Origin of the sequence: Glaesserella australis, assembly GCF_003260095.1 — a bacterium.
Lineage (GTDB): Bacteria > Pseudomonadota > Gammaproteobacteria > Enterobacterales > Pasteurellaceae > Glaesserella > Glaesserella australis.
Window position 1 is genome coordinate 1 of record NZ_PTPX01000003.1, and the last position, 16,956, is coordinate 16,956.

At 39.7% G+C, this 16,956-nt stretch carries 14 protein-coding genes; 5 read left to right on the plus strand and 9 right to left on the minus strand.

Translation table 11 applies throughout. The annotated features are described in order from the left end of the window. Positions 1–68: 68 nt before the first annotated feature. Positions 69–626, minus strand: coding sequence for a single-stranded DNA-binding protein (gene ssb / locus C5N92_RS01980; RefSeq protein ID WP_111749210.1), 558 nt, complete (start codon positions 624–626; stop codon positions 69–71). Positions 627–789: 163 nt separating this feature from the next. Between ssb and uvrA the strand changes: the two genes are divergently transcribed. Together uvrA and C5N92_RS01990 are read left to right on the plus strand one after the other, a co-directional pair. Next, positions 790–3,618: an excinuclease ABC subunit UvrA gene (gene uvrA / locus C5N92_RS01985; RefSeq protein WP_111749211.1), complete on the plus strand. Its 2,829-nt coding sequence runs from the start codon at positions 790–792 to the stop codon at positions 3,616–3,618. A gap of 93 nt (positions 3,619–3,711) precedes the next feature. Then, on the plus strand, positions 3,712–4,092 hold the full coding sequence (locus C5N92_RS01990; RefSeq protein ID WP_111749212.1) for a YacL family protein: 381 nt from the start codon (positions 3,712–3,714) through the stop codon (positions 4,090–4,092). Between the two features lie 44 nt (positions 4,093–4,136). Here the strand turns inward: C5N92_RS01990 and dapA are convergent, their stop codons facing one another. From dapA to mepM, 7 genes are all read right to left on the minus strand, one after another. Next, positions 4,137–5,024 (minus strand): 4-hydroxy-tetrahydrodipicolinate synthase, encoded by an 888-nt coding sequence (gene dapA / locus C5N92_RS01995; protein ID WP_111749213.1) that lies wholly within the window; start codon positions 5,022–5,024, stop codon positions 4,137–4,139. Positions 5,025–5,141: 117 nt separating this feature from the next. Beyond that, entirely contained in the window at positions 5,142–5,657 is a 516-nt protein-coding gene (locus C5N92_RS02000) for a GNAT family N-acetyltransferase (RefSeq protein WP_111749214.1), read from the minus strand. Positions 5,658–5,666: 9 nt separating this feature from the next. After that, positions 5,667–6,482: a pyridoxal phosphatase gene (locus tag C5N92_RS02005; protein ID WP_111749215.1), complete on the minus strand. Its 816-nt coding sequence runs from the start codon at positions 6,480–6,482 to the stop codon at positions 5,667–5,669. An 85-nt stretch (positions 6,483–6,567) separates the two neighbouring features. After that, positions 6,568–7,416: an OmpA family protein gene (locus C5N92_RS02010; protein WP_111749216.1), complete on the minus strand. Its 849-nt coding sequence runs from the start codon at positions 7,414–7,416 to the stop codon at positions 6,568–6,570. Between the two features lie 140 nt (positions 7,417–7,556). After that, positions 7,557–9,272 (minus strand): single-stranded-DNA-specific exonuclease RecJ, encoded by a 1,716-nt coding sequence (recJ, locus tag C5N92_RS02015; protein WP_111749217.1) that lies wholly within the window; start codon positions 9,270–9,272, stop codon positions 7,557–7,559. Between the two features lie 76 nt (positions 9,273–9,348). Beyond that, a complete protein-coding gene (dsbC, locus tag C5N92_RS02020) occupies positions 9,349–10,038 on the minus strand; it encodes a bifunctional protein-disulfide isomerase/oxidoreductase DsbC (RefSeq protein WP_111749218.1) in 690 nt (229 codons plus the stop codon). A 16-nt stretch (positions 10,039–10,054) separates the two neighbouring features. After that, entirely contained in the window at positions 10,055–11,632 is a 1,578-nt protein-coding gene (gene mepM / locus C5N92_RS02025) for a murein DD-endopeptidase MepM (RefSeq protein WP_111749219.1), read from the minus strand. A gap of 150 nt (positions 11,633–11,782) precedes the next feature. Here mepM and znuC point away from each other — a divergent pair, with 150 nt between their 5' ends. From znuC to C5N92_RS02040, 3 genes are all read left to right on the plus strand, one after another. Continuing rightward, positions 11,783–12,568, plus strand: a complete 786-nt coding sequence (gene znuC, locus C5N92_RS02030) for a zinc ABC transporter ATP-binding protein ZnuC (protein WP_111749220.1) — start codon at positions 11,783–11,785, stop codon at positions 12,566–12,568. 8 nt (positions 12,569–12,576) lie between these two features. Further along, positions 12,577–13,362 (plus strand): zinc ABC transporter permease subunit ZnuB, encoded by a 786-nt coding sequence (znuB, locus tag C5N92_RS02035; RefSeq protein ID WP_111749221.1) that lies wholly within the window; start codon positions 12,577–12,579, stop codon positions 13,360–13,362. Between the two features lie 145 nt (positions 13,363–13,507). After that, positions 13,508–14,305, plus strand: coding sequence for a class II glutamine amidotransferase (locus tag C5N92_RS02040; RefSeq protein ID WP_111749222.1), 798 nt, complete (start codon positions 13,508–13,510; stop codon positions 14,303–14,305). 76 nt (positions 14,306–14,381) lie between these two features. Here C5N92_RS02040 and gyrB read toward each other — a convergent pair whose 3' ends face one another. Then, positions 14,382–16,820 (minus strand): DNA topoisomerase (ATP-hydrolyzing) subunit B, encoded by a 2,439-nt coding sequence (gene gyrB, locus C5N92_RS02045; protein WP_111749223.1) that lies wholly within the window; start codon positions 16,818–16,820, stop codon positions 14,382–14,384. Between the last annotated feature and the right edge of the window lie 136 nt (positions 16,821–16,956).

Consider the following 16,956-nt stretch of genomic DNA (forward strand, 5'->3'; position numbering starts at 1 on the left):
AGTCTTATTTTATAAGGCTTCTCTCTGGTTTCTATGATGTATTTTTACATAATTTCTGTATATGGATTTCAGAACGGAATATCATCATCAAAATTATCCATTGGCGGTTCTGCTTGTGCTGCTGGTTTTGCTGCCGCTTTTGGTGCTTGTTGAGCATTGCCAAAGTTATTTTGAGCGTAGTTATCGTTGCCGTAGCCACCTTGGTTATAATTATTACCGCCCTGATTATAATTTTGCTGTGCCGGTTGTTGGTTCCAACCACCACCTTGACCACCAAAGTCGCCACCACTATTACGGCTGTCTAACATTTGCAATACATCACCTTGGATTTCGGTTGTGTAACGCTCTTGCCCATTTTGATCTTGCCATTTGCGAGTTTTGAGTTTGCCTTCCACATAAACTTTTGAGCCTTTACGTAAATATTGCCCTGCTACTTCAGCTTGACGACGGAAGAAAACGATACGGTGCCATTCGGTGACTTCACGACGTTCGCCAGTCATTTTGTCGTTCCAGCTTTCGCTCGTCGCAACGCTTAAAGTTGCAACAGCTTCGCCGTTTGGCATTGTACGCATATCAGGATCAGCACCTAAATTACCAACAATAATTACTTTATTTACACCTGCCATATAAAATCCTCTCAATAAATTGCTTTAAAAAATTAGTGGTATTTTGCCTGAAAATAAAAAAAAAATCACCTATTAAAACTGATATTTTGTACAGTTAGTCAATTTATGCGATAATGATCGAAAATTTAAAAATTTTTGCTTTACATTTGTTCAGAAGGCAGTTATGCAACATATTGATATTCGTGGGGCGAGAACCCACAATTTAAAAAACGTGAATTTGGTACTTCCGAGAGATAAATTTATTGTGATTACAGGGCTGTCGGGGTCGGGGAAATCGTCTTTAGCCTTTGATACGCTGTATGCGGAGGGGCAACGGCGTTATGTCGAAAGTTTATCCGCGTATGCTCGTCAATTTTTGTCATTAATGGAAAAGCCAGATGTGGATCATATTGAGGGGCTTTCCCCTGCGATTTCCATTGAGCAGAAATCCACGTCCCACAACCCACGTTCAACGGTCGGGACGGTGACAGAAATCCACGACTATTTGCGTCTGTTGTTTGCCCGTGTGGGTGAGCCACGCTGTCCTGATCACGATGTGCCGTTGGCGGCTCAGACTATTTCGCAAATGGTAGATCGGGTATTGGAAGAGCCTGAGGGCAAACGCTTGATGTTGCTGTCTCCTGTGGTGAAAAATCGCAAGGGCGAACACGCAAAATTATTAGAAAATCTGACCGCTAACGGCTACATTCGGGCGAGAATTGATGGTGAAATTTGCGACCTGTCCGATCCGCCGAAGTTAGAATTGCAGAAAAAACATACGATTGAAGTGGTGATCGACCGTTTTAAAGTACGAAGCGATATTGCCACTCGTCTTGCAGAGTCTTTTGAGACAGCATTGGAGCTATCAGGCTCAACAGCAATTATTGCTGATATGGACGATCCAATGGCGGAAGAATTGGTTTTTTCGTCTAGCTTTGCCTGTTCTCATTGTGGCTACTCTTTAACCGAATTAGAGCCACGTCTGTTTTCGTTCAACAATCCTGCTGGGGCTTGCCCAACTTGCGATGGCTTGGGGGTTCAGCAGTATTTTGATGAGCGCAAAGTGGTGCAAAATCCTGATATTTCGCTCGCAAGCGGTGCGATTAAGGGCTGGGATCGCCGAAGTTTCTACTATTTTGGTTTGTTGAAATCGGTGGCGAAACATTATGATTTTGATATTGAAACGCCATTTAGCCAACTGCCGAAGAAAATTCAACAGATCATTTTGAACGGCTCAAAAGATGAGATTGAGTTTGTCTATGTCAATGATCGGGGCGATAGCGTTAAGCGAGTTCACGCTTTTGAGGGCGTGTTGAATAATATGGCTCGCCGTTATAAAGAGACGGAGTCAAATGCGGTGCGTGAGGAGTTGGCGAAATATATCAACAATCGTGCTTGTACCGACTGCGAAGGCTCTCGACTACGCCGTGAGGCTCGTTATGTCTTTTTGGAGAAAACCAACTTGCCGATAGTATCAGAAAAAAGTATTGGCGAAGCGTTGGATTTTTTTGAGAACTTACATTTGTCGGGGCAAAAAGCTCAAATTGCCGAAAAGATTTTGAAAGAAATTCGTGAACGTCTCTCTTTCCTTGTCAATGTGGGCTTGAACTACCTTTCGCTCTCTCGTTCAGCGGAGACCTTATCGGGCGGTGAAGCTCAACGTATCCGCCTTGCCAGCCAAATTGGTGCGGGGTTGGTTGGGGTGATGTATGTGCTTGATGAACCGTCTATTGGGCTACATCAGCGAGATAACGAACGCTTGCTCAATACCCTTATTCATCTGCGTAATCTTGGCAACACGGTGATTGTGGTGGAACACGATGAAGATGCAATTATGGCGGCGGATCATATTGTCGATATTGGACCGGGGGCTGGGGTTCACGGCGGGCAAATTATTGCTCAAGGCACAGCTCAAGAGATTATGCAAAATGAAGAATCTATTACGGGTAAGTTCTTGTCGGGCAAAGAGAAAATCGAGATCCCGAAACATCGTACGCCACGAGATGAGAGCAAGTTATTGGTACTCAAAGGGGCAAGTGGCAATAACTTGAAAGAAGTGGATTTGGAAATTCCCGTTGGCTTGTTTACCTGTATTACAGGGGTGTCAGGATCGGGCAAATCAACATTGATTAACGATACGCTTTTCCCTATCGCTCAAAATGCGTTAAACCGTGCGGAAAATAGCGATGTTGCCCCGTATAAGAGCATTGACGGCTTGGCACATTTTGACAAGGTGATCGACATCAACCAAAGCCCGATTGGACGTACGCCACGTTCAAATCCAGCTACTTATACGGGCTTGTTTACGCCAATCCGTGAGCTATTTGCAGGAACGCAAGAAGCTCGAGCAAGGGGCTATAACGTAGGGCGTTTTAGCTTTAACGTGCGTGGCGGACGTTGCGAAGCCTGTCAGGGAGACGGGGTGATCAAAGTGGAAATGCACTTCTTGCCTGATGTGTATGTGCCGTGCGATCACTGTAAAGGCAAACGTTACAACCGTGAAACCCTTGAAATTCGCTACAAAGGCAAAACCATTCATCAAGTATTGGATATGACCGTTGAAGAAGCAAGAGAATTTTTTGACGCTGTGCCGATGATTGCCCGTAAATTGCAAACGCTGATGGATGTTGGTTTATCCTACATTCGTTTAGGACAATCTTCTACCACCCTTTCAGGCGGCGAAGCCCAACGGGTGAAACTGGCGGCGGAACTCTCTAAACGAGATACAGGCAAAACGCTCTATATTCTTGACGAACCGACCACCGGTTTGCACTTTGCCGATATTAAGCAATTATTGAGCGTATTACACCGCTTGCGTGATCAGGGCAATACTATTGTGGTGATCGAGCATAATTTAGATGTGATCAAAACAGCCGACTGGATTGTCGATCTCGGTCCTGAGGGCGGTAGCGGCGGCGGACAGATTATCGCTACAGGTACGCCAGAAGAGGTCGCAAAAGATAAAAAATCCCATACGGCAAGATTCTTAAAAGCCATTTTGCAGAAAGGTTAAACATACTTTTACAAGCGGTCAGTTTTTCTTAACATTTTGCAAAAATTCACAAAATCCGACCGCTTGCATTAAAGAAAAACGAAGGAGAAAACGATGGAATATCAATTTACTCATACGATGCACGGTGTTGTTGCTAAATGTTCTATGGATCATGAAGCGTTTGCCCGTTGGCTAAATACCGAAATTAGCCCAAATCCTAAAGAACTTAATAATATTTTTGCGGAAATTGAACATTGTCGCCACACGAAAGATATCAATTATGAATGGATTTTAGAAGGTAAAGAATATTCGCTTTATCTGAATATTGAAGAAGTGATGGTAAAAGCAAATAATTTGGAAATGACCTTTGAAGAAATTGAAGCCGTTGAAGATGGTTTTAGTTTTTATGATGAAGAAAGCATTGCTTTTTGTGGGTTAGAAGATTTTGAAATGTTTCTCACCGCTTATCAAAAATTTATTCAGACTTATCACTAAAAAAATCGGCATTGATCATCTCAATGCCGATTTTTACTTATCGATTAAATTAATTTCGCTTTCTCTAAAGCGGCTGTAATCACAGAATGATACTGTTCTGACAACACCGTTAATGGTAAACGTAAGCATGGATCGCTGATTAAGCCCATTTTGTGAGCAGCCCATTTTACTGGAATTGGGTTACCTTCCACGAATAAATTAGTATGTAAATCCATTAAACGTTGGTTAATTTCTTCCGCTTCATCAAATTTACCCGCTAATGCAAGATCACACATTTTAGCCATATCCGCCGCTGCGAGATTATTTGTCACAGAAATAACACCTTGCCCGCCTAACTTCATGGATTCTAAACCCGTCGCATCATCACCACTTAAGAAAATGAAATCTTCACCCGCTAATTCTTTGATTTTTGCAACACGGCTTAAATCCCCTGTTGCTTCTTTGACTGCAACAATATTTGGAATTTTCGCTAAGCGACCAATAGTTTCAGGTTTTAAATCTGTTCCTGTACGCCCCGGTACATTGTAAAGAATTTGTGGTAATGTGGTAGATTCCGCAATCGCTTTATAATGTTGATATAAACCTTCTTGTGTTGGTTTATTGTAGTAAGGCACAACACTTAAACAGCCTGCAACGCCACTGTCTGCAAGTAGCTTCGTCATGATAATGGCTTCACTGGTTGCATTCGAGCCAGTACCCGCAATCACAGGAATACGACCTGCTGCATACTCAACAGTTTTCTTAATGACTTTAACGTTTTCATCAATACTTAAGGTACTGCACTCCCCTGTTGTTCCTACAGAAACAATCGCATGTGTTCCCGCTTTAATATGAAATTCAACTAAATCCTTTAACCCGTCAAAATCAATTTCACCATTTTTCATTGGGGTAATTAATGCAACAATACTGCCGTAGAAGAGAGGTTTTGACATAATTTGCTCCTGTATATTTATACTTTGTCAAAAGTATACATAGATTGCAAAATTCAGCTTAAATATGCAAGTCTTTTCCGCTGATTTTGCAAAATTTTTATTAAATCTTACCGCTTACTAAATGCCTTTTTGAAAAGACATCATCACAAGGGTGCGCCATTTTTCATTTCCTTGTTCATCTTTTCCCATATTGGCAATATGAGGAAAACGTCCCCAACATTCAAAACCATGCTTTTTCATCAAATTCATACTGACTTGGTTAAGTTCAAATACATAAGCCATTAACGTATTTATTCCATGTTCTAGCATTTTATCTTGCATAAATTGAATGATTTTGGAACCATAGCCTTTTCCCTTGGCATTTTGATCAAGATAGATACTAATTTCAGAGGTATGCACAAATGCAGGACGCTCATAAAATGGCGAAAAGCTAAACCAACCTGCAATGCCCTGCTCATCTTCTACTGTCCAAAGCGGGTATTTTTCACTTGCCAAATGAAATTCAAACCATGCTTTTCGACTTTCTGTTGTCGCTAAGAAGAGATCTGCCGTCACTTGGTGAGTGGGAATAGCTTGATTATAAATCGCTAAAATCGTCTCAAAATCAGACGGAATAGATTTACGAATCTTCATGGCATATCCTTAAAATGCTAATAACTCAGCCAATGTTGTTGCAATGCTGTTTTCATTATTAGAGCCAATCACACGTTTCGCACTTTGTTGTACATCCTGTTCCGATTCTCCCATTGCAATTCCCATACCGACAAGCTTTAACATACTGATATCATTAAAGTTATCACCAAAAGCAATCACCTGTTTTGGATCAATCTTTTCTTGTTTCAATAATTCTGCTAAACAAGCTCCTTTGCTATTCCCTGCTCGTGTAATATCGACACGGTCAACCCAAGACCATTCTGCACTCACATCAAGCGGTAACTTATTCACAAAATTTTGCATTTTTTCTAAATCAGGATCGCTGATTAATACTTTCCAAATCAGAATATTATCATCAATTAGTTGTTGGAAATTTTCCACTTGATGAACATTAGGACGAACATTTTCAGGGCAACTTTCGACCCATTTCATCAGCTTGGTAAAATGTGGATTTAATACTTCGTAAGTCATTGCATCACGGGTATATACCGCCAGATGAATATTTAAGGCTTTTGCAGAAGTGATTAAATGAGATGCTTGTTGTTGCGTTAATGGGTTGGATATAAGGACTTTATCCTGGTGAAAATCATATAAATATGTGCCATTGCAGCAAACGACTGGGGTGTCTAAATTCAATTCTGCATAATAAGGGCGTACGGCAGTATGGTGACGACCTGTTACAATGAACACTTTTAGCCCCAATTCTCTTGCTTTTTGAATCGCTTGTTTACTGGATTCTAAAATAGTAGATTGGCTTGATAGTAAAGTACCGTCAAGATCGAAAGCAATCGCTTGGTAAGACATATGTTATAGCTCCATAAAATAAAAAAGGGATATTCCTAAGAATTATCCCTTTATTGTACTATGCTATAACGCTTAAATCAGTAAATTATTTACCTGAGTTATAAGCTGGAGTTTGGTAAAGTGGTGCTGGACCGTTAGGACCTGCAACGTTACCACCTTCGCTTTGTTTTAATACGCCACCGTTAGCAGTGATTTCTACACGACGGTTTGGACGTAAGCAGTCTTTTAACGCTTGACCTGATTCGCCATCACATGCTTTAACTTGGCTTGCTTTACCATAACCTACTGCTTCGATTTGTGCAGTAACGCCTTGTTGTACTAAGCGAGCTTTAACCATGTTAGCACGGCGTTGTGATAAGTCTAAGTTATAGCTTTCAGAACCTAAACGGTCTGTATAACCAGCTACTTTCACTTTCTCTGCACCTGAAGATTTTAATTGTGCTGCAACGTTATCAACAACTTCTTTACCTTTAGCTGTTAATACATCTTTATCAAAATCGAATAAGAAGTCACCACTTAGGTTGAATGATGAATTACCATTACAACCATTTGGATACCAAAAGAAACTCTGCGCATTCATATTTTTGTCAAATAAGATTTTGAATTGACAAATTTTATGAACACCATTTTCACGATAGTTGAATGCATAGTCCCATTCACGAACACCGTATAGGCCTTCTTCAAAATGTGGACGACCAATTAAATAATAAAGTTGGTCTTTGTTCATACCTTTTTCAATTTGACGAACATTTTCCCAGTTTGGCCAAGAACCAAATTGTGAACCGTCATGATTGAATTCTGACTCAGAAATTTTTGGGAATACAGGGTTCTCTGTTGTACCTTCATCAGATACTTTGCTTAAGTTACCACATGCAGCTACTGCTAATGCAACACCTGATAATAATAACCCACGAAAAACAGTCGTTTTTTTCATCTTGGGATGTTCCTTAAAAATATTTATTCTAAAACCTTAAAGCGACTAAAAATAAGCCGTTTGTCCTTCCGGCATTCCGGCATAGACGCTATTCAAGTATACAATACAAATTTCATTTATTCTAGTTTTTTGCTAATAATTTATGCAGATAAATGCTCTATAAGTAATTGAATATTTCTATTTCCCCTAAATTCATTAATATCTAGCTTATAAATAAGTTTAGCGCCTTTAATAGACAAGTCTGGATAATAACGTAAATCAACATTAAACCAAATGGCATCAATTAACATGCCTTGCGCATTTTCCACCATCATTTTTAGATGTTTTCCTGCTAACAATCGCTGTTGTAAAATTCTGAAATCTCCTTCAAATGTTGGTTCTGCAAAATGTTGTCCCCATGGACCCGCTTGTTTAAGCAGTTCTGCAGTTGCTAGATTAAATTCATCCGCGGCTAATTCCCCATCGGTATAAATAATACCTTGTAACTGCTCTGGCTCAATAAACTGATCAACCGTTTCATCAAACAATTTTTGAAAACGGGTCAAATTTGACTGATGAATGGTTAAACCTGCCGCCATGGCGTGTCCACCAAATTTCACCATTACGCCTGGATATTGACTGTCCATACGCTCTAAAAGGTCACGCATATGTAATCCCGCAATAGAACGAGCAGAGCCTTTCAAATATTCGCTATCTTCACTTTCTTGCGCAAAGACAATAACAGGGCGATGAAACTGATCTTTAATTCTTGATGCTAAAATACCGATCACACCTTGATGCCAATCAGGTTGATACAGCACAATGCCATGAGCTTGGTCTTGTTGCGTTAATTTAGGCAGTTTCGCACAAATAGCGAGCGCTTCTGTTTTCATCTCTTGCTCAAACTCTTTGCGTGTTTGATTTAATGAATCTAATTCCAAAGCAAGTTGTCTAGCTAGTTGAAGATCGTCACAAATCAATAACTCGACACCTAATGCCATATTTTCTAAACGCCCTGCGGCATTTAATCTTGGGGCGATAGCAAAGCCTAAATCACTGGCTTGTAATCCAGCAAGATCACGTTTAGCAATTTCAACTAACGCTTGAATCCCTGCTCGACAATATCCTGCTCGAATACGATTTAACCCCTGATTAACTAAAATACGGTTATTATGATCAAGTGGAACAACATCTGCGACCGTGCCTAATGCGACTAAATCCAGCAACTCTGCAATATTAGGCTCTTTCTCTTTAAAATAGCCTAATTTTCTTAAACCTGCTCTCAGCGCCATCATGACATAAAAAATTACCCCAACACCTGCAAGTGCTTTTGAAGGAAATAAACAATTTGGCAAATTAGGATTCACCATCGCATCAGCTTCTGGCAATTCGTCTGCGGGCAAGTGGTGATCTGTTACTAGCACTTGAATTTGATGACTTTTTAATAATGCAATACCTTCAAAAGAAGAAATTCCATTATCGACGGTAAGTACCAAATCTGCCCCTTTGGCAATCACCATTTCAGCTACACTCAAACTTAATCCATAGCCTTGAGAAAAACGATCTGGGATCAGATAATCGACATGTTTAAAACCAAACTGTCGCAACGCTAATATTGCTAATGCGGTACTTGTTGCACCATCAGCATCAAAATCTCCCACAACAACAATGCGCCCTTGCTTTGCTAGTGTGGCTTGTAGCAACGACACGGCATCGTCAATATTTGCCAATAACATCGGCGAATGTAGTCGCTGTAAAGTGAGTTCTAATTCTTGAGAAGATGTGATTCCCCGACTTTGATAAATGCGATTGAGTAATGGATGATCGGAGAGATGATTCGTTGTTAAAGGTAAACGGCGTTTAATTAATTTATTCACGATTTTTTTGATATGGCTAGAAAGGCAAGCGGTCAGTTATTGCAAAAAATTTGCAACATCTTACCGCTTGTTAATTTTATTCACTTAACATTTTTACTAATTCTTTCGGCTCAACATAACCTGGAATCAATTCACCTTGTTGAGTGACGATATTCGGTGTTCCTGTTACGCCAAATTTAATCCCTAATTCATAATGTTTTTTCACAATATTAGGTGTTTTTAATTCTTTCGGTAAATTACCTTTTTCTGACTCATTTAACGCAAAAACTGGATCTTTTTCTGTCCAAATAGCTTCCATCTGTTTTGCTGTCTGATTATTTAAACCGCCACGTGGAAAAGCTAAATAGCGAATAGTAATACCTAAATCATTATATTCTTTTATTTTTGAATGTAACACTTGGCAATAATGGCAAGTAATATCCATAAAAATGGTGACAACATGCTTCTCATTTTTTGCTGGGTAAATAATCATTTCTTTCTCTAATGCATTTAATTCAGCAAGTAGTGCACGATTAGTCACATCAACGACTTTTCCATCTTTAATCTCAAAAATTTGTCCTTGGATAACATAACGCCCATCTTGACTAATTTGAACTACACCTTGATCTGAAACGGCTGTTTTAAACCCTGGAAGAACAGAGTCACTGATTTTTACATTGGTTGCACCAATTTTTTCTAAGGTCGTTTGTAATTTATCATTAGCCATCGCAGAGCATGCCATCAAAGAGAGTGCGCTCAGGGTGAAAATTTTCTGTTTAAATGTCATTTAAAATTCCTTTGAATTACAATTTTAATTTAGATTCGATACTTCTCGCTTTCGCTAAGAACTCTTTACGTTCTTTATCTGGCATACCAGAACCCGTACCTGGTAATTTCACTGTCATTGGGTTGACGGGTCTGCCATTAATATGGAACTCATAGTGTAAATGTGCGCCTGTTGAACGACCTGTATTTCCAGAAAGCGCAATGCGCTCTCCTTTCTTCACACTCTGCCCGACTTTAACAAGCGAGCGACTTAAGTGCATATAAACCGTTGTATATTGTCCTCCATGGCGAACCTTAATATAACGTCCAGCACCATTTGCTTGATAGGCAACATGCTCGACAACGCCATCCGCTGGTGCAATAATCGGCGTGCCTGTACCAACGGCAAAATCGACGCCTTTATGGGGTGCGACTCGACGAGTGACTGGGTGTAAACGACGCGGATTAAACCCTGAAGAAATCCGTGGTGTAAATTGTAATGGATAGCGAGAGAATCCTTTACCTAAAGTTTCACCATGACGACTATAATAGCGTCCATTATCAGCTTGAATGGCATAATAACTTTTCTTACCGCTGATAATGTGAATCGCCTCGACATTACCTAAATCGGTGACTTTTCCATTAATATATTCACGTTTTACTAAAATCGCAAAACGGTCGCCTTTTTTCAGCTTATTCGTCGCAATCTGCCACTGCAAGCCACTGGCTAATTGGTTAATTTGGCGTTGAGAAAGTCCTACTGATTTTAAACTTGAGCTGAAATCACCATTAATTGTGCCTTTAACAACATCTTGCTGCCAAGTGCCTTTTTTCTGGATTGTTTGAACCGCAAATTGATTTTTCTCTTTACGTTCAAAGATTTTTTCTTCCTTTTCTGAAACGAGCCAATTCATATACTCTAGCTCGCCATCATTATCTAAAATCCAGTAGAATTGTTGACCTGGTTGTAAGTCAGCTAATTGTGGAAATTTTTTCTCCAACGCTTTTGCTGTTGCACTTCCTAGACCCGATTGCTCCAACACATCTTTTAATTTATCGCCACGTGTTACCGTATAACTAAACTGATTTTGAATACGGATCGCTTGATCTGCAACATCAAGCATCTCTTCAAGAATATTTTCAGCTTCTTCTGGTAGTTTATCTTCAGGTTTTACGGTATTTTCTGCTGTTTCTACTTCATCATCGACATCTAATAACTCATCTTCATAAGATGTTGCATTTTCATCTACAGGTTCATTTGATGATTGTTCATCTTCTTCAGATTTCGCAGCGTCAATATCAATATAGGTCAATTCACTTGACATATTCTCCGCAAGATTAGCCACTGCAGTAGTAGAATCTGTAGGAACGCTAGAAGATTGTGTGTTTTCAGTTTGCTTTTCTACATGAGAAGCGGTCAACGTATCTGTCGACACAATAGGCGATGACGACTGAGGTACAGAAACAACAGGCAATGTACCAGTTTGTGTAGGCGATTGACTTTTTAGAGTTAGTACAATTCCAACAAAAATACACAATAGTGCTAATAAAAAAATAAATGCCTTGAAACGATGTTTTTTACGACGACGATCTCTAGCAAAAATCACATGTTGCAAAATATTCTTCCTAATTCTTTTTAATTTTTATCCTAAATTGGATTCCAGTTTCATATAGACCAAAAGAAACATGAAAAATTCATCTCTGTCTTGTCAAAGGTAAAAAAATCCGTTACCTTGCACACTTATATCCTTAATTTTATTATTGTTATGCAAATCAAGCAAATTCGAAAACATCCGTCTGCCCAAGAACCTTTAGTTCAACTAGATAATATCCATGTTTTCTTTAATAATATCCCCGCATTAGAGCATATTAATTTACGTATTTATCCCAACTCCATTACGACTATCGTAGGCCCAAATGGTGGGGGGAAATCAACGTTACTTAAAGTATTACTTAAATTACAACAACCTACATCTGGAAAGGTCATTCATCAGAAAAATCTCAAAATTGGCTATGTTCCACAAAAATTACACCTTGATCACTCCATCCCAATCACGGTGGAAAAGTTTTTATCGCTGAAACCCAATGGTACCAAGCAGTTAATAGAAGAAGCACTATCGCTCTTTTCTATTACTCATCTTGCCCAAAACAGTATGCAAAAACTTTCAGGGGGAGAGCTCCAACGTGTTTTACTCGCTAGAGCCATTTTAGATCGACCTCAACTACTCGTTTTGGATGAACCGATGCAGGGAGTGGATATTACAGGGCAAACGGAACTCTATCAACTATTAAATAAAACTCGCTCATGGTTAAACTGTGCGATTTTAATGGTTTCTCACGATTTAAATATTGTCATGGCAAATACGGATGAAGTCCTTTGTGTCAATCGACATATCTGCTGTGCCGGTACACCAGAAATGATCTCAACAGATCCTAGTTTTATTCATTTCTTTGGTGATCAATTTGCAAAAAATGTTGCCTTTTATTCACATAAACACAATCACCACCACGATTTACATGGCAATGTCTGCCAATGTGATGGAAAACATTAAGAGGTTTTATGTTTGATATTTTATTCCCCGCTTGGATTGCAGGTATTTTATTATCATTCATCACAGCACCACTCGGTGCTTTTGTTGTTTGGCGCAAAATGGCTTATTTTGGCGATACCCTTTCTCACTCTGCATTACTTGGCGTTGCATTTGGTTTTTTTCTCGAAGTCGATCCTTATTTTGCCGTGATTGCCATGACCTTACTGCTTGCTTTGGGTCTCGTTTGGTTAGAACAACGTTCAAATCATTCTGTTGATACCCTATTAGGCATCATCGCACATAGCAGTCTCTCTTTAGGGGTTATTACTATCAGCTTATTAGATAATGTTCGTGTCGATTTAATGTCCTATCTCTTTGGTGATCTTCTTGCCATTAGCTTTGACGATGTTTTCTTTATTGCAGTTGGCGTATTTTGTATTGCAACAATATTGGCTTTTTTTTGGAAAAAACTGCTTTCTATTACAGTAAGCCCTGAACTTGCGCAAATTGAAGGACTCAATGTGGCTCGTTTACGCCTTCTATTAATGCTCCTTACAGCATTTACCATTGCCTTAACCATGAAATTCGTTGGTGCGTTAATTATTACATCCTTATTAATTATCCCGTCAGCAACAGCAAGACGCTTCGCAAAAACCCCTGAAATTATGGTTATTTATGCTATTTTCTTTAGTATTATCTCTGTCACAGGTGGGCTTATGCTATCCGCCTTTAAAGATACGCCAGCAGGACCATCAGTCGTTATTTGTTCAGGAATTTTATTTTTATTCTCTTTATTAAAAAAAGAGCATGCTTAAGCTCAAGAAATTCTCATTTAGCCTATTGAATTTTTTGTAAATTTCCGATTAAATCATACCGCTTGTAAACGACCTTTGAAACTATCTTCACTGGGGATTACAAGCACTAAAACAACATCGTAACAACAAACATAAGAAGTAATATATGTGCCAATTATTAGGAATGAATTGTAATACACCAACAGATATTACCTTCTCTTTTGAAGGATTTCGACGGCGTGCAGGTTTAACTGATCACCATACCGATGGGTTTGGTATCGCTTTTTTTGAAGGTAAGGGCGTGCGTATCTTTAGAGACAACCGCCCAGGTGCTTCATCTCCAATGGCTGATCTTGTCAGTCAATATCGAATCAAATCTTATAACGTTATCGCCCATATTCGTAAAGCAACCCGTGGTGATATTAATTTAGAAAATACCCACCCTTTTATTCGTGAAATTTGGGGCGAAAACTGGGTCTTTGCCCACAACGGTACCGTTGATGTTAAAGTCTGCCCAAATAATCACTACCAACCAATCGGTACAACCGATTCAGAAGCGGCATTCTGCTGTATTGCAGCGGGGCTTAAAAAGCGTTTCTCACAAAAACCAAGTGAAAAAGAAATTTTTGATGCCGTGGTCGAAATCACCAGCGAAATCGCTACCCACGGTGTCTTTAACTTTATTATGTCAAATGGACATTGGATGATTGCCCGTTGTTCCACCAATTTACATTACGTCTGTCGTAAAGCCCCTTTTGGTACTGCTTTACGTGATGATGATGTGATGATCGACTTTCGCGAGTATACGCAAGAATCTGACAAGGTCACCATCATTACAACTCAGCCACTAACCAAAAATGAAAATTGGACAAAAATGAAAAATGGTGGCTATGTCTTTTTTAAAGAGGGCGATGTGCTTTTTGAAATTGAAGGGACACTACCTGATTGTAAACCACATGTATAATGAATAGATAAGATAAATAAAAATGAGCTATATCCCTAAAAGATATAGCTCATTAGCATATACTGTTGCCTTTTCGTTAAATATCTAAATTCGCATACAACGCATTATTTTCAATAAACTCTCGACGAGGTTCTACTTCATCGCCCATTAAAGTGGTAAAGAGTTTATCCGCTGCGATAGCATCACTGATCGTCACTTGTAACATTTTACGAGCCACAGGATCCATCGTTGTTTCCCAAAGTTGCTCTGGGTTCATTTCGCCTAACCCTTTATAACGCTGAATGGTTAAGCCTTTACGAGACTCTTTAACTAACCAATCAATCGCATCAGCAAAGCTGTCGATCTGTTGCTGACGTTCACCACGTTGTACATAAGCCGTTGGCTCAAGTAAGCCACAAACCTGCGCACCCAATTTAGTAATACGAGCATATTCGTTACTGGTGATAAAGTTAAAATCAAGGCGATAAGTCGTGCTAATACCGTGAGTTGTGACGATCACTTGTGGTTCATAGATATGGCGCTCTGCATTGTAGAATACGTCTGCCACATAACTGCTACCACTGCTCTCTTTCGCTGTTAAAATTTCAACTAATTTGTTGTTCCAAGCGGTCACTTCCGCTTCATTTTTTACAAATTCTGCGGTTAATGCAGGCTGATAAATGAGTTCATTTAACAATGCAGTTGGATAACGACGTGCCAAGCGTTCAAATAATTTTTGTACATCATTATATTCAGCAATCAGTTTTTCTAACGCTAAACCACTTAATGCCGGCGCTTTATCACTCACATAAAGTGCGGCACCATCAAGGGCTAACGCTAATTCATATTGCTCCATTTCGCCATTGTCTTGAATATATTTCTCTTGTTTACCTTTTTTCACTTTATACAGTGGCGGTTGTGCAATATACACATAACCACGTTCGATCAGCTCTGGCATTTGGCGATAGAAGAAGGTTAATAACAAGGTACGAATATGGGCGCCGTCCACGTCCGCATCGGTCATGATAATGATTTTGTGGTAGCGTAATTTCTCAATGTTATATTCATCACGTCCAATGCCTGCGCCCAATGCGGTAATCAGTGTCGCCACTTCTTGAGACGAGAGCATTTTGTCAAAACGGGCTTTTTCAACGTTTAGGATTTTCCCTTTCAACGGCAAAATCGCTTGGTTTTTACGGTCACGCCCTTGTTTTGCAGAACCGCCCGCAGAGTCACCTTCCACTAAGTAAAGTTCAGATAACGCAGGATCTTTTTCTTGGCAATCCGCTAATTTACCCGGTAAACCGCCTAAATCTAATGCACCTTTACGGCGTGTCATTTCACGAGCTTTACGAGCCGCTTCACGAGCGCGTGCCGCATCAATGATTTTGGTGACGATATTTTGCGCATCTGTTGGGTTTTCAAGCAAATATTCCTGCAACGCTTCATTCATTGAGCTTTCTAATGGATTTCTCACTTCGGATGAAACCAATTTATCTTTGGTTTGAGATGAGAATTTTGGATCTGGCACTTTAACCGAAATCACCGCAACTAAACCTTCACGGGCATCGTCACCTGACGCATCAATTTTAGCGTCTTCTTTTTTCAGTTTTGCACCTGTTTCCATATAGTTTTTCAAAGCACGAGTTAATGCGCCACGGAAACCCGCTAAGTGCGTACCGCCATCACGTTGTGGAATGTTATTGGTAAAGCAATAGACATTTTCGTTGAAACTATCATTCCACTGCATTGAGATTTCAATACCAATGCCATCTTTTTCTGTCGAAAGATAGAACGGCGTTGGGTGAATCACATTTTTGCCTTCGTTAAGGTATTCCACATAAGCACGAATACCGCCTTCGTATTTGAAATGCTCTTCTTTATCGTTACGCTCATCGACTAAACGAATGGATACACCTGAATTTAAGAACGAAAGCTCACGCAAGCGTTTTGATAAAATCGCATACTCAAATTCGGTTTTGTTTTTGAAAATATCGTAACTTGGCCAAAAGCGAACGGTTGTCCCTGTTTTTTCAGTTTCGCCAATGACAGCTAAAGGCGCATCAGGATCGCCTAAGCTATAAAACTGTTCATGCACATGACCTTCACGACGAATAGTCAGCTGTAATTTAGATGAAAGTGCATTTACCACAGAAACACCCACGCCGTGCAAACCGCCCGATACTTTGTAAGAGTTATCGTCAAACTTACCGCCTGCGTGTAATACCGTCATAATGACTTCAGCCGCTGAAACACCTTCTTCAGGGTGAATACCCACAGGAATACCACGTCCGTCATCTTGTACTGAAACAGAATTGTCCGAATGAATAGTCACCACAATGTCATTACAGTATCCCGCCAAGGCTTCGTCAATCGCATTATCGACCACTTCAAAAACCATGTGGTGTAAACCTGTACCGTCGTCGGTATCGCCAATATACATTCCCGGGCGTTTACGTACGGCATCAAGACCACGTAAGACTTTAATGCTGGAAGAATCATAGCTAGTTTGTTGCTTTTGTTCTTGTTCTGACATTGTTATTCCTATTTCATTTTAAATTGACCACGGTCATAAAATAGACCGTAAAAATTGGCAAGATTATATCAGAAAAAGGGATATTAGGAAAAAGGAATATTATGTGAATTTTTTCCCTAAAAGAGCGATTTAGAGT

Excerpts from the sequence above, each read along its gene's own strand:
- C5N92_RS01990 (WP_111749212.1), top strand. The coding sequence starts at position 3,712 with ATGGAATATCAATTTACTCATACGATGCACGGTGTTGTTGCTAAATGT.
- znuC (WP_111749220.1), top strand. The coding sequence starts at position 11,783 with ATGCAAATCAAGCAAATTCGAAAACATCCGTCTGCCCAAGAACCTTTA.
- C5N92_RS02005 (WP_111749215.1), bottom strand. The coding sequence starts at position 6,482 with ATGTCTTACCAAGCGATTGCTTTCGATCTTGACGGTACTTTACTATCA.
- dsbC (WP_111749218.1), bottom strand. The coding sequence starts at position 10,038 with ATGACATTTAAACAGAAAATTTTCACCCTGAGCGCACTCTCTTTGATG.
- znuB (WP_111749221.1), top strand. The coding sequence starts at position 12,577 with ATGTTTGATATTTTATTCCCCGCTTGGATTGCAGGTATTTTATTATCA.
- C5N92_RS02040 (WP_111749222.1), top strand. The coding sequence starts at position 13,508 with ATGTGCCAATTATTAGGAATGAATTGTAATACACCAACAGATATTACC.
- uvrA (WP_111749211.1), top strand. The coding sequence starts at position 790 with ATGCAACATATTGATATTCGTGGGGCGAGAACCCACAATTTAAAAAAC.
- ssb (WP_111749210.1), bottom strand. The coding sequence starts at position 626 with ATGGCAGGTGTAAATAAAGTAATTATTGTTGGTAATTTAGGTGCTGAT.
- C5N92_RS02000 (WP_111749214.1), bottom strand. The coding sequence starts at position 5,657 with ATGAAGATTCGTAAATCTATTCCGTCTGATTTTGAGACGATTTTAGCG.
- gyrB (WP_111749223.1), bottom strand. The coding sequence starts at position 16,820 with ATGTCAGAACAAGAACAAAAGCAACAAACTAGCTATGATTCTTCCAGC.
- C5N92_RS02010 (WP_111749216.1), bottom strand. The coding sequence starts at position 7,416 with ATGAAAAAAACGACTGTTTTTCGTGGGTTATTATTATCAGGTGTTGCA.
- dapA (WP_111749213.1), bottom strand. The coding sequence starts at position 5,024 with ATGTCAAAACCTCTCTTCTACGGCAGTATTGTTGCATTAATTACCCCA.